15 protein-coding genes are annotated in these 24,003 nt (G+C 47.2%); 1 reads left to right on the top strand and 14 read right to left on the bottom strand.

Annotated features, from left to right (window positions below; genetic code table 11):
• Positions 1 to 75 precede the first annotated feature (75 nt).
• The 11 genes from PBAL39_RS24775 to PBAL39_RS16810 form a co-directional block, all read right to left on the bottom strand.
• Complete coding sequence (locus tag PBAL39_RS24775) at positions 76 to 3,789, bottom strand: ATP-binding protein (protein ID WP_157274066.1); 3,714 nt, start codon at positions 3,787 to 3,789, stop codon at positions 76 to 78.
• 102 nt (positions 3,790 to 3,891) lie between these two features.
• A complete protein-coding gene (locus PBAL39_RS16770; protein WP_008243654.1) occupies positions 3,892 to 5,061 on the bottom strand; it encodes an MFS transporter in 1,170 nt (389 codons plus the stop codon).
• A gap of 95 nt (positions 5,062 to 5,156) precedes the next feature.
• Positions 5,157 to 6,476: a sulfite dehydrogenase gene (gene soxC / locus PBAL39_RS16775; protein ID WP_008243656.1), complete on the bottom strand. Its 1,320-nt coding sequence runs from the start codon at positions 6,474 to 6,476 to the stop codon at positions 5,157 to 5,159.
• A 61-nt stretch (positions 6,477 to 6,537) separates the two neighbouring features.
• Positions 6,538 to 7,119, bottom strand: coding sequence for a c-type cytochrome (locus PBAL39_RS16780; RefSeq protein ID WP_008243657.1), 582 nt, complete (start codon positions 7,117 to 7,119; stop codon positions 6,538 to 6,540).
• Entirely contained in the window at positions 7,120 to 7,827 is a 708-nt protein-coding gene (locus tag PBAL39_RS25715) for a RagB/SusD family nutrient uptake outer membrane protein (protein ID WP_008243658.1), read from the bottom strand. It lies immediately after the preceding gene.
• A complete protein-coding gene (locus PBAL39_RS25720; RefSeq protein WP_232282974.1) occupies positions 7,725 to 8,450 on the bottom strand; it encodes a RagB/SusD family nutrient uptake outer membrane protein in 726 nt (241 codons plus the stop codon). Before PBAL39_RS25720 ends, PBAL39_RS25715 begins: the two co-directional genes overlap by 103 nt.
• Before the next feature lie 9 nt (positions 8,451 to 8,459).
• On the bottom strand, positions 8,460 to 11,522 hold the full coding sequence (locus PBAL39_RS16790; RefSeq protein ID WP_008243660.1) for a TonB-dependent receptor: 3,063 nt from the start codon (positions 11,520 to 11,522) through the stop codon (positions 8,460 to 8,462).
• Between the two features lie 246 nt (positions 11,523 to 11,768).
• Complete coding sequence (locus PBAL39_RS16795; RefSeq protein ID WP_008243661.1) at positions 11,769 to 13,043, bottom strand: YeiH family protein; 1,275 nt, start codon at positions 13,041 to 13,043, stop codon at positions 11,769 to 11,771.
• A 59-nt stretch (positions 13,044 to 13,102) separates the two neighbouring features.
• On the bottom strand, positions 13,103 to 14,680 hold the full coding sequence (locus PBAL39_RS16800; protein WP_008243662.1) for a hypothetical protein: 1,578 nt from the start codon (positions 14,678 to 14,680) through the stop codon (positions 13,103 to 13,105).
• Between the two features lie 5 nt (positions 14,681 to 14,685).
• Positions 14,686 to 16,056, bottom strand: a complete 1,371-nt coding sequence (locus tag PBAL39_RS16805; RefSeq protein ID WP_008243663.1) for a DoxX family protein — start codon at positions 16,054 to 16,056, stop codon at positions 14,686 to 14,688.
• Positions 16,057 to 16,466: 410 nt separating this feature from the next.
• On the bottom strand, positions 16,467 to 17,441 hold the full coding sequence (locus PBAL39_RS16810) for a phosphatidylinositol-specific phospholipase C (RefSeq protein ID WP_039866881.1): 975 nt from the start codon (positions 17,439 to 17,441) through the stop codon (positions 16,467 to 16,469).
• Between the two features lie 230 nt (positions 17,442 to 17,671).
• Here PBAL39_RS16810 and PBAL39_RS16815 point away from each other — a divergent pair, with 230 nt between their 5' ends.
• Positions 17,672 to 20,398, top strand: coding sequence for a trehalase family glycosidase (locus PBAL39_RS16815; RefSeq protein WP_008243666.1), 2,727 nt, complete (start codon positions 17,672 to 17,674; stop codon positions 20,396 to 20,398).
• A gap of 18 nt (positions 20,399 to 20,416) precedes the next feature.
• Here PBAL39_RS16815 and PBAL39_RS16820 read toward each other — a convergent pair whose 3' ends face one another.
• The 3 genes from PBAL39_RS16820 to PBAL39_RS16830 form a co-directional block, all read right to left on the bottom strand.
• Entirely contained in the window at positions 20,417 to 21,763 is a 1,347-nt protein-coding gene (locus PBAL39_RS16820; RefSeq protein ID WP_008243667.1) for a PepSY domain-containing protein, read from the bottom strand.
• Between the two features lie 51 nt (positions 21,764 to 21,814).
• Entirely contained in the window at positions 21,815 to 23,071 is a 1,257-nt protein-coding gene (locus tag PBAL39_RS16825; protein WP_008243668.1) for a DUF4374 domain-containing protein, read from the bottom strand.
• Between the two features lie 25 nt (positions 23,072 to 23,096).
• The coding region (locus PBAL39_RS16830) for a TonB-dependent receptor domain-containing protein (protein WP_008243669.1) at positions 23,097 to 24,003 on the bottom strand (907 nt) is incomplete at its 5' end.

Genomic DNA, 24,003 nt, shown 5'->3' on the forward strand with positions numbered 1-24,003 from the left:
AATACTGCCATTTATCATTCAATATATCTGGAATAAAGAATCTTCAGGTTTGTTGCTGTAAATGAGTCGCATTAATTATATTTCTGATATCTGCATCATCGGCAATTCAACAAATAAGGTTGTTCCCTTTCCAGGCTCACTCTCCGCCCAAATCTTCCCATGATGACGTCCGATGATCTCCGCACTCAGGTAAAGACCAATGCCGAAGCCTGAGATGTGCTGCGTCTGGTTGTTTTCTATTCGATAATACCGATCAAACAACTTACTGATGTCGGCTTCCTTGATTCCAATGCCCTGGTCGGTGACACTCACCCTGGCATAACCATCGGTGCAGGAGCAGGCGATGGAAATGACCCTACTGTTGGCACCATATTTTATGGCGTTACTAAGCAAGTTGGTAAGCACGGTACCGATTTTATTGCGGTCGGCATTTATGATGAGTTCTACGCAGTCCACCTGGAAGTCGTATCCTGATGCTGCCAGTCCCGCATCGGCAATCATTTCCCGGATCAGCTCATCTAGCCTGAAGTCCGTTAAGTGCAAATGAATTTTCCCGGATTCGAGTTGGGAGACATTCAGGAAACCATTGATCAGACTGCTCATTTTAATCAGCTGCCTGTTGGTCTTCTCATAGATGGAGAAGTTCAGGCTATCCTGATTTTTCTGTGCGTTGCGTAATCCAAGCTGGGTAAATCCCACGAGGGAGGTCAGCGGTGTTTTCAGCTCATGGCTCACCATGCCAATGAAATCATTCTTTCTGATTTCATCTTCCTTACTTTCGGTAATGTCCAGAATGGTGCCTATGACGGTAGAAGGTTCGCCGGATTCATCAAGCTCTACCATGCCTGTGGTATTGATCCACTTCCTGCCGCCGCCAGTCAGCGGCTGGATCTGGTAATCTTCACTGAACCGCCCTTTAGTGCTGACAGCGTTCTCTATGGCTTTTCCCAGTCGGTCCACATGTTCAGGAACCACCAGTTCTTTCAGTATCTCCGAGTATACCAGCTGTTCCCGCTCGGGAATACCATGAATGTGCCGACTGGTTTCTGAAATCTGCAGCAGGCCTGTTTTCAAATCCGTTTGCCAGGTTCCCATGTTGGAAGCCTCCATTGCAAGCTGCAAAGTATTGTTAATCTTTTCCAGGCTGGTGCGTGCATTTACCTGCTCCGTAACATCTGCAGCTACGGCAATCAAGCCACTCACCTGACCTTCCAGTTCGCGAAGCGCTTCGACCGTAAGATTAATAAAGCCCGTTTCCCTTTTTCCAAAGCGGTTTAACATCAGTGGTACCTCATCGGAAATGAAAGGCTCGCCCGTTTCGTACACCCTGGCCATCATATTTCTATACTCGGGTGATGCCAACTCAGGGATCGCCTCAAATAACGGCTTGCCAAAGGTCTCTTCCTCCGTACGCCCCCAATAATCGAGCATGCGCGAATTTGCGAGCTCAATCACATGCCTTGGGCCCCGGTAGATGACCATGGCCACTGGTGCCTGCTTCAGTAAATTCCGTAGCTGCTGTTCAGCATAACCTCTTGACTTACTGATATGAATCTGGGCACGCACTTTCGTAAGCAGCTCTGCCGCAGAGAAAGGTTTTACAAGGTAATCGTCGGCCCCCATCTCCAGTCCGTCGATACGGGCCTCCTCACCTGCTCTGGCTGATAAGAAGATGACTGGCAGACGTAATGTATTTTCGTTGCTTCGAATCCGCTCCAGCATTGCCTTACCATCCATTACAGGCATCATAACGTCGCTTAGTACCAAATCGGGCATCTGAGCACCTATCTTCAGGAGGGCATCCTGCCCATTCAGGGCAGTATCTATTGTAAAATAAGGATTCAGCAGACGTACCAGATAATCCCGCATGTCATGATTGTCATCCACAATCAGGATGCGCGTTGCCTTATCGGCGCTATGGTCCTGATGACCACTAATGTCACCTGTCGTCTTGTTTACCGATCCGGTAGGACCTGAGGAATCTTCCTGGAGGAGGCTGTATGCCTCACGTATGAATGCACCTTTAATGGCTTCAGTATCTATATCCTTTTTATCCTCAATCACCTGCTGGACAGGCAGATGCTCCTTACCTACGGGAATGCAGACCGTAAAGGTGCTACCTGTCCCTTCAATACTCTCCACGGTGATGGTGCCCGCGTGGAGATGCACCAGTTCATGGACGAGGGAAAGGCCGATTCCCGTGCCTTCATGTGTTCTTCCTGCCGTATTCTCAATCCTGTGGAACCGCTCAAACATATGCGGCAACTCCTTTTGTGGAATACCAACGCCCGTATCTTTCACCTTTAGCACGGCCATGTTTTCCTGCTCCTCCAGTGTGACGGAAATGCTCCCCTGAAGGGTATATTTGAAAGCATTGGATAACAAGTTCAATACAATCTTTTCCCACATTTGCCGATCCGCATAATAGCTTGCCGACAGTGGACTGCAATGAACATTTAATTCCATGCCTGCTTTTTCAATGATCGAGCGGAAGCTGCTGGCAAGGTCGATGGTCATCTCCTGAAGATCCAGCCGTTGATAAACCGCCTGTACCCTGCCGGCTTCAACCCTGCTATAATCCAAAAGGTTGTTAACCAGCTTCAATAGCCGCAAGGCATTGCGGTGTGTAGCTTCCACCTGAACCCTGGTGTGTCCGTCCAGGCCATGCTGTTGCAGCAGCTCCTCCAGGGGTCCCAGCATTAGGGTGAGTGGTGTCCGGAACTCATGACTGACATTGCTGAAGAACAGTGTTTTTGAACGGTCAATCGCCGCCAGCGCCTCCGCACGTTTTTGCTCCTGTTCATAAGCATAGACGTTGGAAATTGCTGTATTGTAAGTAGCCGTAAGCTGGTCGTAAAAATTACGATACTCCTCGTCCAGCGCTCGCCTGGCACTGACACCTGCAACAATAAAGCCATATACTTCGGTTTGGCCGCTCAGTCGTAGGGGAAGCATCATGGCGGTATGTGGCGGCTCCTCATAGGGACCAGCCTCAATAGTCCTAAAACCGTCGCTTGTCATCGAGAATTCCAGCACGTCTTTATGATCCATCGCCTGCTGAAATGGCCATGGGCGATCAATCAGGTAGTTGGCGCCTGCTACAGTGACCAGCCTAACCGGAACTTCTGCATCGACATCACGCTCCGATGTACCATCCACTTCATAAAAAAGCATGAAGGGGACATCGAGTTGATAGGCGTCGTATTGTGCGAGTGTCATTTCGCCGATCTCCTGTACGCTTTTCGCTTTCCCTATGGCGGCCCCCAGATCGCGAAGTACCTGTGTACGCCTGGCACTCAGCATCTTCTCGGTAGTTTCCGTAATGGGATGAAAGATACCCCCAACACCTCCGGACTCATCCCTGATTGGGGCAAAGGAAAAAGTCATAAATGCCTCTTCCAGGTAACCATAGCGGTCAAGGAACATCCGTTGGTCTTTGATATAGGTACCTTCACCCTGTTCTCCACGTGTAAATTTATCGCCCACCACAGGTAAGGCTGTCTCCCAGCAAATGCGGAAATTCTGACCCATAGATTCCGGATGTTTAGCTCCGCATATCGGCCGGTAGCTGTCGTTATAAATCTGGATTTTTTCAGGCCCCCAGGCAATAAGGATGGGAAAAGTTGAAGAAAGGCAAAGGCTGACTGAAGTACGCAGACTCTGTGGCCATGTTGAGATCGGTCCGAGCGCCGTTTTTGACCAGTCCATGGTACGTATCAATTGACCCATTTCTCCCCCTCCCAATAAAAACTGCTCTGAGCTTTCCTCCACTAATGCTGGTGTTGACATAAATTGATGATTATAGGGATAAAGATAATTATTTGCCCCTAATTTCATTTCAATAAACGCACAGTGCGTGAGATTCTATGTCCCGCTGTCTTCAGCTTCAGTTCAAGCCACTTTTCTCATACCATAGGCTACTGACACCAGTAGTAACAGGCAGGCAATAAATCCTAATGCGACATTTAGCGAGAACTGGTAGGCAATGAGTCCTAATAGCGCAGGTCCTGCCAGCTGTCCGGCATAACCGATGGTGCTGATCACTGGTATGGCAATCGTAGCGGGGACTTCCTTCAAACGGCCGCCCTCACTGAAAAACACAGGAACAATATTGGCTGCGCCGATGCCCAGCAGTATAAATCCCGCAAGGGAGGTAGCAAGCCATGGGGTAAATATGGCAAGGGACAGTCCGCAGGCAGCAATGAATGCACCACCAACAACAACGGTTTTTCCATCCAGTCGGGCAACAATTTTATCGCCAAGCAAACGCATCACGGCCATTGCGACCGAGAATGCGGCATAACCCAGACCGGCAAACTCTTCACTTAGCCCTTTGTTGTCACGCAGGAATATCGCACTCCAGTCGAGCATTGCCCCTTCTGATAGGAAAACACAAAAACACATGAATCCCAAAAAGATCACACTACCCTTTAACCAGGAGACCCTTGTTCCTGCCGGCTGATCGGCAGTAGTACTAAATTTTTTGATGATGGCCTGCTCTGTAGCATTGCTGAATAAAAACCGCGAGTTCCAGAGGACGATGACCATGAGCAAGACAGCGATACATACCGCAGCGGTCACCGGATCCAAACCGGCTTTCATGAGGAAGCCCAGGCCCAGCGCACCGAATAACCCACCCACACTAAACAGGCCGTGCAAGGAAGACATGATGGGCCGGGCGAGTTCATTCTGTACCTGTACGCCGTGTGCATTCATCGCTACATCCACTGTACCAATGGATGCCCCAAAAATCAGTAGTGCCAATCCCATCCAAATGGGGCTGCTGATGAGTAGCAGCAGCGGAAGGACAAGTGCCACCATAAGTGCCGAATATTTAATAACCACCCTCGAGCCGAAACGGTGGGCAAGCATTCCTGTAAGCGGCATCGCCGCAATTGCACCCGCTCCAAGTAGCAACAACAAAAAACCAAGGTCAGCATTGTTTAACCCAAGGCGGTCTTTTGCGTAAGGTACCATAGGTGCCCAGCTGGAGATCCCCAGTCCGCAGACCAGGAAAATGGCCTGGGTCGCCCGTTTTGCTTGAAGTGCTGTTGTTGACATTTCGCAGAATTAAATGAATAAATTGCAATATTATGCAAAATTCTGCAACAATCACCAGTTAATAGCTTAATTTATGGAAAAGTTAAGGTTAACATTCAGGACAAGTCGTCTGATTTGGGGCTATCGTGAAAGACTTCACCATTGTTCTTAACAAGCCACTTTGTGATGGGGTTAAAATGGTAGCCTCCTTTACTTTCCCTTGCCGCAGCCAGTGTCTCGTAATCTGGCTGTACATATCCCGTTTCATCGACGGCACGGCTCATGATCCTGGTTTCTTCGCCCTTCCAGTTCCACAAATAGCGGAATACCGTATGCGCTTTATCCAATACCGGCCCCTGTAATTCTGCAGCCGTCCATGATTGTCCCCCATCGACACTGACTTCCACCCGCTCAATCTTTCCCCGACCACTCCATGCCAGCCCACGGATCTCTATCCATCCCTTTTGTACTTTCACCGGATACGTCGGAAAGGTAATGATCGAACGGGCATCCATCACAAAACTGAACTGCCTGATCTTACCGTCTTTTACTTTCTCCGTATATTTTGAAGTCTCCTCACGTGTCATGAACGGCGCATCAGATAACTTAATCCGGCGCAACCATTTCACACTGGTATTCCCTTCCCAGCCCGGCAGCAGTAGTCTCGCTGGATACCCCTGCTCGGGTCGCAGGGCCTCACCATTTTGTGCATAGACAATCATCGCATCTTCCCAGCCCTTGCTGACCGGAATGCTCCTGGTCATGACGGCAGCATCACCTCCCTCTGCCAGAAACCAGGTGGCTGCCGGTTGAACCCCCACCTCCTTAAAGATGGTAGATAACAATACGCCGGTCCATTCACTCTGACTCGTCAGGCCGCAGATTTCCTGGGGTGTCATTTCTGCCTTTCCGCTCCTGTAGTTTCCGGAACATTCGATGAAACAGGTACGGGTAACCGATGGAAATTTTTTCAGATCTGCCAGGCTAAATACCAATGGCCGGTCTACCATGCCATGGATCAACAATTCATATTTGTCTGGATCGATCACAGGGATTCCTCCATGGTGCCTCTCAAAATGTAAACCTGAGGGCGTGATGGATCCATAAAGGTTCTGCAGGGGCGTCCGGGAAGAAGTCAGGGAAGTTAGCCGTTCCGGTTTCTCAAAAAGAGAGGTTGTCCCATAGCCGCTTGGACCAGCACCGATGACCTTCGTCGGGTCGACGGCAGCAAGGTCTGTCGCAGGAGTCATTACCTCCGGAGCAGCTGATGGCACTACGGGCGCCACCTTTCCCACAGACTGCCGCACCAGCATTACCGTTGCTGCTGTTACCGCCCCACTTAGCCATAGCCTTCTGCTGATTCTGGGGCTTTCGGGCTGCTTAACCGGCTCTGGCTTAGCAGGTAGCGCATCTGGCATCGTTTCTTTGTCTTCCATGTCTGGCTAATTTTCTTCCATATTATTTAAGATGTTGACGATTTGTTTAGGATATCACGGGCTAGCGGATGTCGCTTCCTCCTTCACGATCATCGACCACATAGTTTTTCTTTGCTGGCATCACTATTTTTGGCAGGCTGTGCTCATTGATGACTGTATTGGCCGGAATCACCTTATTGGCGTATAGCAAGTAGGCGGTCAGGTGATACACCTCCTGATCCGATAATGAGCCCGGTGCATTATAAGGCATTGCCCTGCGGATATAATCAAAGATCGTGGTTGCGTAAGGCCAATAAGTGCCGATGGTTTTGGTTTTTTTAGCTGGCTGGTTGACAAACAACGCGTCGCCAGGAAGCTTATAATCTACCTTTTCACCATTACCATGGCAAGAAACGCACTTTTCCGTATAAATGATCAGTCCCTGCCTGATGTCTCCGGTTCCTGCAGGAAGCCCCCTCCCATCGGGCATCACATCTATATCAAGCGCTTTGATCCGATCTGCTCCGGCCACTTTACCAAAGCCAAACTTGTCTGGTGTCTCCTCCTGTGGGTCACGTAAAAAGGCATATAATGCTATTGCTATCGCAGCCCCGAGGGCTGCGATAGCAATAAGATAACCTTTGAAAACAGAAGACTTGTCCATTTAGTATCCTTCATTTTGAACTAAGGCGCGGTCAATCAGTAGCTGCGACACAGGGATAGGCATTACCAGCTTATCCACATCCGTAAAGTTAAGCACCGTTGTTGCCCTGCCTGTACGCACCAGGTCAAACCATCGGTGGGCTTCAAAAGCAAATTCTATGCGGCGTTCATTCTCTATAGCCAGCAACAGCTCTTCGCGGGTGACGGCCGTGGTCACAGTCAACCCTGCACGATCGCGAACCGCATTCAGGTCATCTGCAGCACCCGCGGCACCCAGCTCCGCACGAGCCTCTGCCCGTATCAGGTAAAGTTCCGCAATCCGCAATACATACGTTGGATCCGTTGCCGGACTCCGGTAGTAAAGGTTTCCATACCAACGGTTCTGGTTGTCGAGTGCCACCAGCACATTTCTGTTGCCACCAATCAGGGGATCGTTCACTAAGGCCACAAATGCAGTTGACGGCGCCCACTGACGGGTTCCCCCGTTTTGCTGGGGCTGCCATTGCCCACGGTGCTCATTGAGCTCATTGTTACTGTAGAAAAACTCGAATACAGATTCATTGGTACCACGTTTATCCGAAGGCTGGAAAAAGGCACTATACGGCTTCAGGAGCTGATAGGTAGCATTATCGCTGATGACTTTTGTTGCATATTCTTCAGCTTCGCCCAGTTTTTCTGGTAGAGGTAGAATCTTGCCTTTAATGCCCATACCGTTTTACGGGTCGCGCGGTAGCGATCAGTGGTCTGTGGCAGCAGTGGCTCCGCAGCATCGAGGTCGGCAAGGACCTGCGCATAAGTTTCCGCCTGGGTACTTTTTGGGATGCCCCTGTTGTCGTTGGGCGATGTTGTAGGCTGCGTAATGATGGGCACGCCACCCCAGGTACGGGCGAGGTCAAAGTAATTCAGTGCCCGGATGAAGTAGGCTTCTCCAAGATACTGGTCACGGAGTGTTGTCGTGAGCAACGGATCGGTCACGGATGGCACTTTACTTAGCACCTGGTTTGCGCGGCTGATGCTCAGGTAAATTCCACGCCATACACTTTCGATGGTAGCATTTTCTGCACTAACCTTGTGGTTAATGAACTCCTGGACTTGCGATTGTGAGCCTGTCCACTGAACGTTGTCGCCGGACAGATAGGCAATGGACTGGAAGCTAACGCTATAATAACTGCGGGCGGCATTGTAAACGCCCCTGACTGCAGTTTCCGCGGAGGCCTTATCGGTGATCGTGGCCTCATCGGAGATAGAAGACCGGGGCTCTACCTCTAAAAACTTCTTGCAGGAGCTTGCCGTTAATAGGAAAAGGAATGGAAGAATATATTTTACTTTCATGATGTTCATTTATAAGGTTAAATTGATACCTACCTGTATGGATCTGGGCTGCGGAGGAGTCCCAAGGTCTATTCCTTGCCCGTTCTGGTCGCTGGAAACACTGGATTCCGGATCAGCCCCCGTATAGTTGGTCACGGTGAAGAGGTTGCTGCCCATCACGAAAAACCGTAATCCATCGATCTTCACCTTCTGCAGGACGTATTTTGGCAGGCTATAGCCCAGTGTCAACGCTTTCAGGCGCAGGAAAGAACCATCTTCCAGCCAACGGCTACCGCCGTCCTTATAATTGTTGTTATTGATCCCATCCGGTCTTGGCGTGTTGGTCACTTGTCCAACAGATGTCCACCTGTCTACATTGCTGGCAAAGATTACCCTGGCAGCGTCCCTTGCACCACCACCTTCACCGAAGAAGCGGTTATGGTTGTAGATTTTGTTACCGTAGGAAAAGGAGAAGAATACACTTGCGTCGAAACCTTTATAAGTAAAGTTATTGGTCAGTCCTCCGAAATACTTAGGCCAGATGTTTCCGTAGATCTGGCGATCGGCTGCAGTAATCTGGTTATCGCCGTTGACATCCTCATAAACGGAATTTCCAGTCTCAGGATCAACGTACAACTCTTTGTATAACCAGAAAGAATACAGAGGCGACCCTTCTTGTAATAAGATCAGGTCACGGCTTCCGTATTTTAAGGGAGTGGCCAGTTTCTCTATTTTGTTCACATTACGGGCAACATTGAGACTCGTTGTCCAGCTGAAATCTGTCGTTTTCAGGTTTGTGCTGCTGATATTGAGCTCAAAACCCTTATTACTGATCTCAGCAGCGTTGCTGATGTAAGTACCGAAGCCCGTAGTTGCCGGTAGGGAAAGGCTTAGCAATCCATTATCCGTATATTTTTTGTAGTAATTAAATTCAAGAGCAAGCCTGTCGTTAAAGAGCGAGAGGTCGGTACCGATGTTGAACTGTTTGGTGCGCTCCCATTGAAGATCAGGGTTGGCCAGCTGCTGTGGCGCAATCCCAGGATTGTCCTGGTAAGAGCTACCACCGCTCCATAAACCCAGTGTGGCGAAATCACCGATACCATTCTGGTTACCAGTAATCCCATAACTCGCACGGATCTTGAAGTCGCTGATAAATGCTACATCTTTCAGGAAGTCCTCTTTTTTAAGTCGCCATGCCGCACCTGCCGAAGGAAAATAACCCCATCGGTTATTGTCTCCAAACCTGGAGGAACCATCGGCACGAATAATGAAATCAAGGATATATTTACCTTCATAGTTGTAATCTGCTTTGGAGAAAAACGAGGCCAGCGTATTTTTAGACCATCCCTGGCTGCTGGTGGTGGTGGATGCAGAAGAAATCTGCTTGAATGAATTGTTGGCAAAACCCCTCCCTGTCCCGCCGGTAAAGGTAGACACATCACTCTGCAAGGTATTTCCAACCAGCACACCGATGCCATGTTTACCTAGGGTCTTGCGATAGGTTAAAGTCTGTTCATTGATGAGGGAGGTCGATTGGCTGATGGTGGATGTCGCCAATCCATTCGGACTTCCGGAAATCAGAAAGGTATTCCAGTATTCCGACTCATCATAATTGTTATAATCTGCACCCACACTGGAGCGGAAACTCAGGTTTGGCGAGAACTTGATTTCGGCATATAAATTACCTATGTAACGAAGACTGGTAGAGTGCACATCATAATACTTCAGCAGCAGGTCGACGTTATCGAATCCTGCCCGCCCTACGGGAACCCCCTGCTCATTAACCGGCGACAGGTAGGTCGGTGTATGTAAGGCCGCCTGGAGCAATCCTCCCGCAGGTCCATCGCCAGCCCTCGCCTGATTACGGAAAGCCCTGCCAAAGGTGTTGCTCACACCAATCTGCACCTGGTCATTGATTTTCTGGTCCAGGTTGACCTTGAAACTTGCCCTGTTAAAGGTGATGGGTTTAAGAATGGACTCCTGTTTATTGTAACCACCGGCGATGTAGTACTTCGTGCCCGCACTGCCTCCTGTTAAAGAAAGGTCATAATTCTGGAGACCTGCAGTTTGAAAGACCTGATCCAGGCGGTCGTAGGTTTGCTGTTCTTCGGGCAGACCTCTCCCTCCTTCCGATACCGGTCGGAAAGGCCTGGTGGCAAAAGGATTTCCAGTATTTACCCAGTTTTCATTCACGAGCGTAGCATGTTCGGGCCCTGTAGCAAGATCCCATAGTTTTGCTGCTTTTGCCCATCCGACTGAGCTATTTAAGGCGATCCTCGGCTTCTGATTAAACTTTCCCCTTTTGGTAGTGATCAGGATGACACCATTGGCACCTCGGGAGCCATAGAGTGCCGTGGCGTCGGCATCTTTCAGCACTTCAACAGACTCAATGTCAGCCGGATTGATGTCGGCAATAGGCGAAGTCGCCTTACCGCCTGTGCTGAGCGTCTGCAGACTACTGCTGTTAATGAACACGCCATCCAGAACATACAATGGTCCATTCTCAGCATTGATGGAAGTAGCTCCACGGACGCGGATGTTGATGGCTTCACCCGGCACACCGGTATTTGAAGAGATTTGTACGCCGGCAACCTTTCCCTGCAGCTGTGCATCGAAACTTCCTACAGGGATGTCCTTGGTAGCAGCCCCGTCGACTTTTGTAATCGAGCCAATGTTGTTTTTGCGCTGCTGGGTAACATAACCCACCACCACCACATCGTTGAGCTCATTCTGCAGCTCTTTAAGTTCCACATCAATATACCCGCCATTGGCAATGACCTCTCTTGTCCCATAACCGACGAAACTAACAATCAATGTGTAAGGAAATTTCTGTCCGGTAACGAAGCTGAACTTACCGTCTGAGTCGGCAGAAACCTCGTGGGTGGTACCCTTGATGTGCACCCTTGCTCCCGGCAATGGTGTTCTGGTTCTGGCGTCCATGATCCTGCCGCTTAAGGTGGAGTTGATGAGCGGCTTAGTTTGCGCCTGTCCCTTTCCGGGGACAAGCAATGCCAATAAAGGGATAAAAAAAAGGTATAATAAGAACAAAACACGTCCCTTCGGAGTCAGTTTTGTTATTCTGAAACTTTGCATACTTTTACAAGATGGTATAATTTATAAATGGAAGCAGGACTCAGGTCGAATTGAAAACCTGCTTCATTGATTTAACCTGGGGGAATCATTTGTATTCCCCTTTTTTTAAAACAGTCAGGCGCTGTTCGTGAGTAGTTTTTTCTTGTCGTTACCTCCTTTGATCCTAAAGATCTCCCTGATCTTATCAATTTATATTTTACGGCTGATGATCCCCCTGTTTCACCAGCTGCTTTGTATCCGGTTTTACTATAGCACCGGATGATTGCCAAACAATAGAAAGGCAATGATGAGCGTGACAAAAACGTTGAATAGCTGCGCGATTAAAAAGGCGTACAGCGGTTTTTTATTTTCATTTTTAAATAAGTCTTTAAAATTTGTCTCCAGACCAATGCTGGTGAAAGCCAGTGTAAACCAGGCATTCTGCAGATTCTTCAGGCTGTCTTTTACTGGTGTAATCAGTTCCGGCGACAGGAAGAAGGAAAACAGCACCGAAGCCCCGATAAAGGCCAGTACAAATTTTGGAAAACGATCCCAGATTACTTTTAAAGTTGGTTTCTCCGTTTCCGCTGCCCCCTTGGCCGTTTTGTTGTATGACCAGTAAATGCTGATCGCAAATGCAGCCAGTCCCAATAGTACATTTTGCGAGAATTTAACAATGGTACTGATCTTTAGGGCTTCTTCTCCCACCAGGGTCCCCGAGGCAACCACGGCTCCCGTGGTATCAATACTTCCACCCAGCCATGCGCCCGTTACCTGCTGTGGGAAATTGAAATAATCAGCAATATAAGGCATAATGATCATCATCGGGATGGCGGTAATCAGCACCATGGAAATGACATAAGATAATTTTTTCGCGTCCCCCTTGATGGCACCAGAAGTGGCTATCGCGGCAGACACCCCGCAGATGGACACCGCACTGGAGATCATCATGGTCAGCTCATCATCTACCTTGAGCCTCCGGCATAGCCAGAAAGCAAAGTACCAGACCGAGAGCACCACAACCAGTGCCTGGATGAGCCCCAGGGAGCCCGCCTTTAGGATATCTGAAAAGATCACTGTGGTACCCAAAATGACAAGTCCTATTTTCACAAAAAGCTCTGTAGATAAGGTTTCCCGAAACCATTGCGGCAGTTTAAACAGGTTGCCAATAAGGAGTCCGATGACGAGACTAAAGATGACGGCTTCCAGGTTGATGGATTTGATGAAGGTATTGCCGGCAATGATCAGGGCGAGGATCGTCAGCAGGTAGACTGCCGGAAAACCCAGGACAAAATAATGGACAGGTTTGCCGGTGATGACCGCCCCCAAGGCACCGAGCACCAATACAAAGACAAACTGAATCAGCAGCGTCACTAAATTTGCGGCATTAAAGACGTTGCTGAACAGCTCTGCAGTTGTATTCCATTTGTAAACAGGCACAGGAACGACATATAAAAATAAGGAAAAAAGGATGACCAGGGAACCGAGGATGACAACGGTCCAGTCTTCATGTAAAGTAAATCGGGTAGTTTTAGTGGTCATTATTAGATTATTTATTTTTAGCTCAAAAAATGCTGGTAACTGAAATTAGGTATTTTCATTTAATATTTCCCAGCGCTCAGTGTACTTGGTTTCAGCGCATATACCCTTGGAATACGGCGCAAAACCAGGCTTACCGAGTCTTTATCTTCATTGACACCGCTTAATAAAACCTCATTCCCATCGGTCGTGTGGTAATGCAGTGTCATGCGGTTTCTTTTCACTTCCCGTTCACGCTCAGCGGTGATGCCGGTAAGCCTTCTGCCGGTAAGCCCTGCTTTTTCTACCTGTGCATATTCCTGCGCATCGGTTAGGAAATTCTGCTGTCGACCCGTTTTGCGTTTCTTACCGGGTTCGGAGCGGCCCAGGTTTTTATCCTGAAGGAATAAGATTTTATGGAGGGTGTCGGCTTCATAATAAAACACCCTTCTTCCTCCGGCCACCCCCGCCAGCTCAAAGGTCCTGTTGATGTCGCGCATCGGCGATCCTCCCCCATTGGAGAGATCCAGCAAAACAGCTTTATTTTGGGTGTAGGTCATGGTAGTCCAGTTCTCAAAGCTGACTTCATTCCAGCGCAGGGAATCCTTTGGGCTATAGGGGATCTCCTGATTGTTGATTTTAAAACTGCTCACCTGGTAATATCCACGTAATTCAGGAATGCCTTTAGCCGCAGGCTGTTTATAAGGATCGTAGATAAAGTTGTTGAGTTGAATATAGAAAAACACAAATAAAAAGAGGAAGATTACCCCCACCTTCAACACAACCCTGGTGGTTTTCAACCATTGCTGCTGAAACCGGATATTGAAATCGACAGGTACGGTATAACGTTCCTGAATAAATAAGCGGTAGATTTTAGGAATGTCTTTTGCCAGCAAAAAAGCCGCAAAAAGCACAAAATAGCTGCTGTATACATGAACACCGCCATCGTAAGCAAAGTTCACATAGACGATATCACCAAGGGCGCCGAAAAGAATAATGGCCCCCAGGGCGGTAGTTTTTCTGAAGAACAGCAACACACCAGCCGTCAATTCTACAATACCGGCAAACACCTGGTACCAGGGAACGATGCTGATGGACAACCAATATATCTTCTGGGCGGTAAGGTCACCGAAGTTGGTATTCAGGATTCCGGTAGAAGGGTAAGGCATCTGTACCGGCAGCACTTTCGTAAAGGCAAAACCGATGATCCCTATGGCGGCGCGGTAACGCACAATGACGGTCAGCCAATAATACAACACATTATATTCCTTTCTTTTTTTGTCCAGCAGGCTCCAGATGGTCCCTCCTGCGATTGCCACCAGCAATAGGATGAGCCAGTCGGCATAACCATAATAACCAGCTCCACGTGTCAGGGAAGGTTGAAAACGGGCGATGTCATAAAGATCTCTGTAATGCAGACTTGTCCAGTCAAAATGAAAAACCTGGGTATACCACGCCGGGCTTTCCGGGATGGACATCAGGATGAAAAAAATGAACGCAATCCTGAAAGCCACGCGCTGATAGGGCTTCCAGACTTTTGGCGGCTGCGTGCCTGTAGCAGGGCGCTCTGGCGTGCTAGCGGCATTTGTCGCGCTATAATAATCCTGTTGATTAGGGGCAGCAACATCCTGCGCCGTAGAAGGTATGGTGGTAACTGACATAAGCTTTATAATTTTAAACCGCTCCTACGACCTTTTTCTGATGCTTTGAGCAGGTATTTCTTGTTACTTTTTTCCAATATTGCGACAATATTTTTACCGTTGAGGAAACCCTTCAGGGTGATGGTAGCGTCTGGATGTTGTATGTAGCTAAGCTGAGCCGGCGGTTGCGGTGTACTCAATTTTTCCTGCAGCGGATCCTGAAGATGGAGCACCTGCTGAACGGTATCTGCACGATAGCTGTAATACTTTCTCCCCCTGGTACCGGTGTACTCAAAAGCACTACGATCTCCAGCCAAAGGAACATTTTCCACCGAGTCGTTCAAAACCTGGTATTTCCCATTTATTTTAATGCTGAAGGAAGCCCATTTCTCAAAGACGACGTTCTGCCAGCGCAGGGAGTCTGCAGAATTATAGGGAAGCACCTGACCATTGATGGAGAAGCTGGTCACGTCGTAGAGACCATTAAATCCTTTTATTGCCGGCACATGGTCAAAATGATATCCACCCTTGGCCGCATTGCGTTTGGCGCTGAACCCATAGATGACCACAAAAACCAGGACAATCAAAGATTTAAGTCCGGCCTGCACCAGTTGCTGCCCTTTCGTCCATTTAATTCCTGACCATGCCGGAGCGGTAGGCTTGTTAAGTACAATCAGGCTGATGATCCGTTGTAGATCGTAAGCCACAAGGAAGAGGGCCAGGGTAACCAGAAAGAAGCTGTAAACGACTTCCCCACCTTCATAAGCTAGGTTAGACATGAAAACATTGCCTGTAAAAAAGATAATGATCGTTGCACCGATGACTGATGTCTTCCTGAACAGCAATAACAAGCCGGCGATCAGTTCCACCGCGCCGAGAAAAGACTGGTAACCCGGGACAATACCAAGGCTAAGTGAAAACAGCTTCCAGGCGGTAAAGTCGCCATACGGGGTATTCAGACTGCTGAGGGATGGCTGAGGAGATTGTATTGCGAATAACTTGAGGAATCCGTAAGCGATGACGGCAATGGCTAGTCTGTAGCGTACCAATACCCTGAGCCAACTGTACAATGCCTGGTAGTTCTTACGCTTCCGGTCGCTAAGCGACCATATGGTGCCAGCTAAAATGGCAATTGCCAGGATAATGGCCCAGTCGGAAAACGTTGCCAGGCCCCAGTCGTGCTCCTGATAACTGCTGCCAAACTGTGGCGTGTACCGGGCAACATGGAACAGCTCTTTAAAACTCAGGTCCAGCCAGCTGATGCTGAAAAGATGGCGGTAATATTTCCAGTCGAGCGGAACTACCTGCAGCGCAAAATAGATGAAGGCGATCCTGAACAGGATCTTTTCATACCTGTTCCAGACCTGATGATCTGGATTAACGGAATACTTAAACATGTATTTAAAGGTTTGTTGTGGTGAAAAATATAATTTCTAAGCCTGTTTTCAGACGGACCGAAAGGTCATAACAATCCCCTGCTGATGATTTTCAGCTTTAAAATCCTCCCGGCAAAAGTCAGGATGTTATAAATTTATTCGGAATCAAGAAAAGATCAGCAACAACAACAATGGCGAAGTAAAGGTGATTTCATAGCCTGTATTTTTAAATCTTCTAAGTTTTTGGTGGTTCTACATTTCAAATATAGGACAAAATATTACAGCACACAATTAATACTACCAATTTAATAGACTTTATTTAAAAAACCCCATTATTTGCAGTGAGAACAGGTTATGATCAAGGACTTTATTCTGGAGGGGGGAGGTGTTAAAGTCGACCCGGTCCATATTGATCGGGCCGACTTGTTTTTTTAGAAATTGGTGTTGACAATCAGCTGGCTTCTGCTGGCATTGATGAAGTCCAATGGAAGGATCCCATACTTTCCACTGGTATTGTTTGTGAAAAAGGTGGTGATCTTAGGATTGATGGAATTTGAAACCGTATTGATGTTTGGAATCCCAAAAATTCCGGCTTTATAGCCACTTCCAAAATTAAGGTATAACCTGTTTGAGCTGTCGCTATTGGAGGCATTCAACTGTGTTTCCACATTGGCCCATTTGGTATTGACATCATTTACATTGTAGAAATCCTGTACTTTGAGGTTTGCCGCAGGGTTATTGATTTCAAAAGTGGTATTGTCGGCCCAGTTTGTGGCATCTATGCCCTTAACGCTCCCCGCTCCAAATCTTCTCAATAACTTAATTTTACCGCGCACATCGCCCAGGTTAGGGATGCCATTGCCAAGATCCCATTTGGAGCTGTTCTGCGCAACATAGCTGTCGAAGGTCTGCTCAAAGGTCCTGGTATTATTAGAGGGCGTATGTTCCTCTTTGACACTCATGATGATGGTCTCTGTAGGATTGCTGTTCAGGAAACCAATACAGGCATTTAGGACGTCATTGAAGTTGAGGTTCTGATAAATCGCACCATGGTGGATCGCAAAGGCATTGTCGATGTGCCTGCAGCGGATGTCAAGAAACCTGACACCGGCAGTAAGCTGATCTGCAATGCTGAGGTCCTGGCATTTGGCGGTGCCTGAGATTGGCTCTGTCCTGGCGCCTGAATCATGTGTTCCTGGGATGGACAACCTGGCGATGTTGGTGGTGTTCGGGATGGCGCCCATCCAGTTACTCAGGGAGTAGCTAGGTGGCAACACCCCATTCAGTGCCATTTTGGATTGTGGCTTCAGATGAAGAACGTCGTCCTGACTTTGTTGTTTTTTGCAGGATGTGAAGGCCAATGCCATCCCCATTAGTAAGGGGAGTGTTAATTTTGATGTGAGCATACTAATTTGTTTAAAATTTACATTTAGTGGTTTTATATCCTACAAGATAACTAACTTTCGGAAACTAAATGTTAATTTTTGATAAACATTTAAGTATAGAGGAATTTGATTTTTAGAAAAATATCAACATAAATTGATAAGTTTAGCGAGTGTTTCCTGTAGGCGAAAAGATTGCATTTTGTACGCTTTTTATCTGCTCACAAGGATATATATTAAGAATTGAACCAAATATGAAACTCCGTATCCTCCTGACATCAGTTATGATCGTGTTGTTATCCATGCGCAGCAACGCTCAATACGCTAACAAAAATTCATTCCAGGCCATCAGCAAATCGCATGATGTACAGGTTGGCGAATGGGGGCCTTATTCCAAACAGTATGCAGGGATTTCACACATTCCAGACATGCCCTCAGGTATGCGGTTTGATTTCTCGGTGATGCCCGGATATTACCGCAATAAGGTGATGATCCCTAACGTATTGTTTGAGTCCGGCTATTTTCCATGGGATGCAAATCCGGAGAAGGGGCAGTACAGCTATCGGTATGAACTGGAATGGAAAGACCAGGTATACGTTGATGTCAGTTATCGGGTGATCAATAAAAGTGTCATCGCCGCTATCAAATGTGTCAATAAAACAGATCTGCCCCAAAACCTGGTACTCAATCTGATGAGCTGGATGACATATCCTGAGGTCTGGCCGCAGCAGAAACTGGTAAAACCTGAAGGAAGTACCTGGATCAATGCTGTTGACTATACTTCTCTCAGGTTTGCAGTGGCCAATCCTAAAGATAACCTGGTGACTGATGGATTGATGAAAGGAGAGCGGCGCAGTGCGGACTACCTCGATGGCTCAGCGCTTTCGCAAGGTTTTGGAAAAACGGACGGCGACGAGGTGACATACACCCTTCCCGCAACGATGACAACAGGATATCTGAAGATCGTATATCGTGCAGCAGAAAACACAAAGGTCAGATTCCGGTTATCGGGCGCTGCAACCGGGGAGATCGTGTTACCGGGAAATGGTAAACTCAACAGCGTGCAAGTACCCTTTGATTTAAAACGCACCAGAACCCTCCATCTGCGTTCTATGGGTACTGATGCCATTGAACTGAATGGACTGTTGCTCACAAAGACAGCAGATGAAAAACTGATACTTTCAGACAACGACAAGCGGGCACAGCCCGAGGTCAGGGCAGATGTCACAAAACGACGGGTTTTACTTCATTACCGTGATGCACCGGGATACTATGGATTGACATGGGATGACGCGCTGTTTAAGCTGCGTGAGATCAGAAACGACGAGCTAGATGTTTACTTCAGAAAAATGGTACACAATCACGTGGACAGCATCCTTACCGGGAATGGAAAAGGGCATTTCGAAAATGTATTTATCCGGCCTCTGCAACTGGAGGCCCGATCGGAGAAAACACTTTACTGCATGCTCAGCCATGCCGGGGATGCCGGGCAGGTCGTCGCAACATTGGACCAGTTTGAAAAGATGAAAAAGAATGTCATGGATTCGACTCCTTCGGCAACGGTGTTACCTGCCGGTGCAGCATACCTCTTCAGTCAACAGCGCATAAAGGCGGCTTTACTTCATAATATAGTTTACCCTATATATACGCAAAGGAACTACATCCGGCATTTTACACCCGGAAAATGGTGGAACAGCCTATATACCTGGGATTCCGGCTTTATTGCATTAGGGCTAAATGAGGTAGATGTCAACAGGGCTATTGAATGTCTCAATGCATATACTACCGAGCCGGGCAGCCAGTCGGCTTTCATCCACCATGGCTCACCGGTGCCAGTGCAAGCTTACGCCTTCCTTGACCTCTGGAATAAAACCCATTCCAGGGTAATGCTCGATTATTTTTATCCGAGGCTGAAGCAATATTACGAATTCCTATCGGGCAAACTGGGCAGCTCCTCCACAAGAACGATGCAGTCGGGCCTGCTGAAAACCTGGGACTACTTTTACAATTCCGGGGGCTGGGATGATTATCCCGCGCAGGTCGGCGTACATCAGCAAGAACTGGAAGCAACGGTCAGCCCTGTCATCACTACCGCACAGTGCATACGTTTCGCCAAGATCCTGCGGATGGTTGCTGAAAATACCGGACATCAGAAAGATATAGCTGGTTTTGACAAGGACATAAAGATTTTCACAGATGCGCTTCAGCAGCACTCCTGGAATGAAAAAAGCGGTTACTTCAGTTATGTAAAACATGACGATAAAGGTATGCCCTCCGGCCCTTTCAATTATAGGGATGGCAGCGATTACAACATGGGCCTGGATGGTGCCTATCCGCTCCTATCGGGCATTTGCACACCGGAGCAGGAAGCTTTGCTGCTCGATAAGATATTTTCGACGGAGCACATGTGGACGCCAAGCGGCATAGGTGTAGTAGATCAATCCGCTCCCTATTACCAAAACGACGGATACTGGAACGGCTCTGTATGGATGCCCCACCAATGGATGATGTGGAAAACCATGCTGGACTTAGGAAAGATTGACTTGGCAATGAAGATTGCGCAAAAGGGATTATCAGTATTTGAAAAGGAAACGAGCAGCTCTTATTATACTTTTGAGCATTTCTTATCAGGATCTGGCCGTGGAGCAGGATGGCATCAGTTCTCGGGCCTCTCCACACCTGTACTGGGCTGGTTCAACGCCTGCTACAAGCCGGGAACAGTAACCACAGGTTTTGAAATCTGGCAGAAGGAAAGTCATTTCAATGCAGATCAATCCGGTTATGAAGCACAACTGAGCTTCGACAATGCCACGCTCCCACACCCAAGGAGCATGATGGTATGCCTGCAGCCGGGTCATCGGTATGAAGCATTTTTTGAAGGAAAAAAGGCTGTCCTTCAACAACCCCATCCAGGTCTGTTATGCATTACCCTGCCCCCAACCAACCGGCGGGGCAAATTGGTAATCAGATCCGGCGATTAACAGGCGGCGGAAAACAGGTTATGATTTATCTATCGGTTTATTATTGCTGGCCAATACCAGATCCGGTTCTTTGGAAATCACCTTTATTTTAGGCCGTGCTGAAGATGAAGGTTTAGCAGTAGCTGTACCAGCAGGCGAATCAGTTTTACCCTTCTTCTTCTTGAACTTACGACCATACCAAATCAGAAAACCGGTAATCGGCAGACTCGCACCGATCAACGAAGCAAGAAATGCCAGTACTTTACCCGGAAAACCAAGGATACTTCCCACATGGATATCATAATTCATCTTACGCAACTTCTGCCCGAATGACGCTTTATCATAAGCCACTGCATAAGGATCTTTACCAGTAAGCTCCTTTAGTGTATGCTGATCAAAAGTATAACTCTGATTGTCGTAGAACTGCCCGGCAGTAGGATATACATAAAAAGTGATGGACTCTTTTACGTTTTTGACATCTGGAAAACCGTAATAGAAGCCAGTGGACTTTGGATGCCTGGCTACAACTTTTGCCCATGCTGCATCCATTGCTGCAACAGGTTTGTAAAACTTACCCGCCTGCAGGGAGTCTGATTCCATCCTTCTGAATTCTGGCAGCTTATCACCAGTTGTTACCCAATATAAGCCGTCGCTGTACCACTTAATTCCGTAGACCATTCCAGTCAATGCGATCGCCGCCAGGAAAAGCATGGCGTAAAAGCCGAGAACATTATGCAGGTCGAGGTTGACACGTTTGAAGGATGCCCCCCATTTAATCTTAAAACTCTTATCGCGGGTAGATTTGTTCCATTTTTTTGGATACCACCAGATCAGGCCGGTAATCAACAGCACCACAAATACGAGCGTACCATAATTGACAATTGGTCTTCCTATACCATAGGGTAACCAAAGGAAACGGTGTCCATTTAGGATAAAACGGAAGAAATCAGTCTCACCAGGTTTATGTACATCTTTGCTGATAACAGCTCCGGTATATGGATTGATTTTTAGCACCACACCCCCGCCTCTTCTGCCACCACCACCGCGGCGTCCTTCTTTCTGCACCTTATCCCTTAGGTTGAGTGTAACCACTTCACCCAAGCGGTAATTTGCATATGCAGGAACTTTATCCGGATAGAGCTTAACAGCAACTTCTGTTAGCTGTGAAGGCGTAAGCACGGGTTTGTCTTGCCATTCTACTTTACTTTCAGGTTGCAGCAGACCCGTAATTTCTTCATTAAACACCCATATACATCCTGTGATGCATACGATCAGCACAATGACCCCGCTAATCAGGCCCAACCATAAGTGGAGCCAGTTATTGATCCTTTTAAATGTTGAATCTTTCTGCTTTTTCTTTGGCAAAACCTGTTTAGTCGTGGTCATTGTTATAATTGTTAATTTTTATTATTTAGGAATTGATATGCGCTGCGATGCTTAGTTCAGGTGTTGAATAGCTGTGATCAGACCGCCTTCAACTTTCAATCCTTGTTTAGCAGTTGCCGTGGCAGCATCAATTTTGTAAACCCAGGTGGTAGAGTTTTTCAGGTTCACACCGATGTAGCCTGTTTTTCCATCTTTAGGTGAATAGTTATTAACTGTGATACTGGCAATATCTGAGGGATTTGGAAATCCGGTTACCGGAGTCACTGTTTTCGCAACAACATCAACAATAGCCAAACGGAATCCATCAACATAAGCTCCTTTAGTGGCTTTAGGCTCCACATTTGCAATGAACTTATTATTACCGATGTATAACCAGTTGGTAATCACATTTCCATTGGAGGCGGTTTCAAAGTCCATATAATAACTTTGGTCAAACTCACTGGTTCCTGCTTTGATTCTGGTAATGGCAGACGGTTTTGTAGAGGTAAGTTTTGAATCGGTAGTCACCGCGGTTTCGGTATTGTCGTCTGTAGCCACAGAAGAAGAAAAAGCATATACATCTCCATTATCTACAATCCCCAGACCATCTGTGAAATACCTTCCGATAAAGCTTGTTCTGGTATCTTTGATGGTTTTTTCATATTGCATAGAAGGATAAGAATATACCGCAATCCATGCTTCATCCGGGTGTTTAGTCCAGAAGTTTCTTCCGGTAATACCAAAGAAAGGCGCATACACTTTATTGCCTACCTGTTTAATCCAGCTAAAATGAGCGATCTCACCGTTGTTTGCAGGTTGAAGAGCATCAATTGTGCCTCTGGCAGTTTCAGTATTAGTGTTGGAATTCACAATGTACCATTCATGCAACGTGTTTGCTCCGGCAGCAGCCATACTTCTGGATACCTTCACCATCAATACATCATCATTAACAGGAGCAAAAGCCTGAACTGTAGATGCAACAAAATCATTTAGCTTACGCAGTTTACCGTCGTTTACATCATACACAGTCACTGCACCAGGACTTCCCTGTCCGTAAAGGAAGCTAAAGAACTTGTTGCCAAGGGTCAGGTAATAACGGTAGGTACCATCCTGTTCAACACCGTTACCGATAATAGACACCTTTCCTTCTTCGAGATTGGAGGCAGTAACTAAATAGTCGGCTACGTTTGTAATTGCTGTTGGCGTAACTGCAAGAACATAGTTCCCTGGATTTTCAGGTACTGCTTCTCTATCCTCCTTTTTATCGCAAGAACTTAGAACTCCTGCAAATGCCAGAGCAAGAAGCGTTTTGGTAATCTTTGTTTTCATATTATTTCTCTTAAATTATTATAAATTATTGTGACTGTTTAAAAAAGTACCGGAGGTTCAGATAGAACGCACGACCGGGTTTTTGCAGGCTATAGTTGTCGAATACGGCCTTATCAAAAATGTTTCTGGCTTCGAAAGAGACGTTATAACGACCATTGTTCATACTGTATACAAAGTTTAAGTCGTGAGAAAGCTGTGTAGGGACAACATACTTCGTTTCCGCGGTAGCAGAACCCAAGCTCGGCCAGCGCAGCCAGAAAGAATTAACGAACAGCATGTTATAGCCAACCGTAAGATTATTCCCCTTTTTGCCTACGTTGCTGAATGATGCTGATACATCTGCGTTACCAAAAAAGTAGGGGATATTAGGCATCCTATCCAGGTAAACATCACTTTCAGCGTCGTAAAACATACCCGGTTGCCCAGGTATGGGGTCATGCTTCTGCAGATTTTTCAGCATCTGATAGGTCACCGTTGCACCCGCACTCAGCCAGTTTTTATAGGAATATCTGATTTCACCATCAACACCAGTAGTACGGACGCCCTCGCGATTGTCTGCTGTGATGAGATATTGATTTGCAGAGGTCCCACCAACAAGTCTGGTGTAGATAAAGTCTGCAGAATATCTGTAAATGGCATTAGCAGTTATGGAAAAGCGGTTAATATCATTGAGTTTAAACCCATAAACGACGCCCAGATTGACATTATCACTATTTTCCGCTTTCAGCGAAGAATTTCCAACCTGATTTTCCAAGTCGCCATAAACCTCATTGGCCTCCGGCACGCGGTTGGTCATCTCATAGGAAGTCCGGAGTTGCAAATCAGGAATGATGTAATAAGACAGTGCCATACCATAACCGAGCTTTTCTGTAGTTTTACCTACACTATTGCTCATTGTGATGTATTTCCCAAATGCATTTAAGCTAAATTGA

The organism is Pedobacter sp. BAL39 (assembly GCF_000170795.1).
Classification (GTDB): domain Bacteria; phylum Bacteroidota; class Bacteroidia; order Sphingobacteriales; family Sphingobacteriaceae; genus Pedobacter.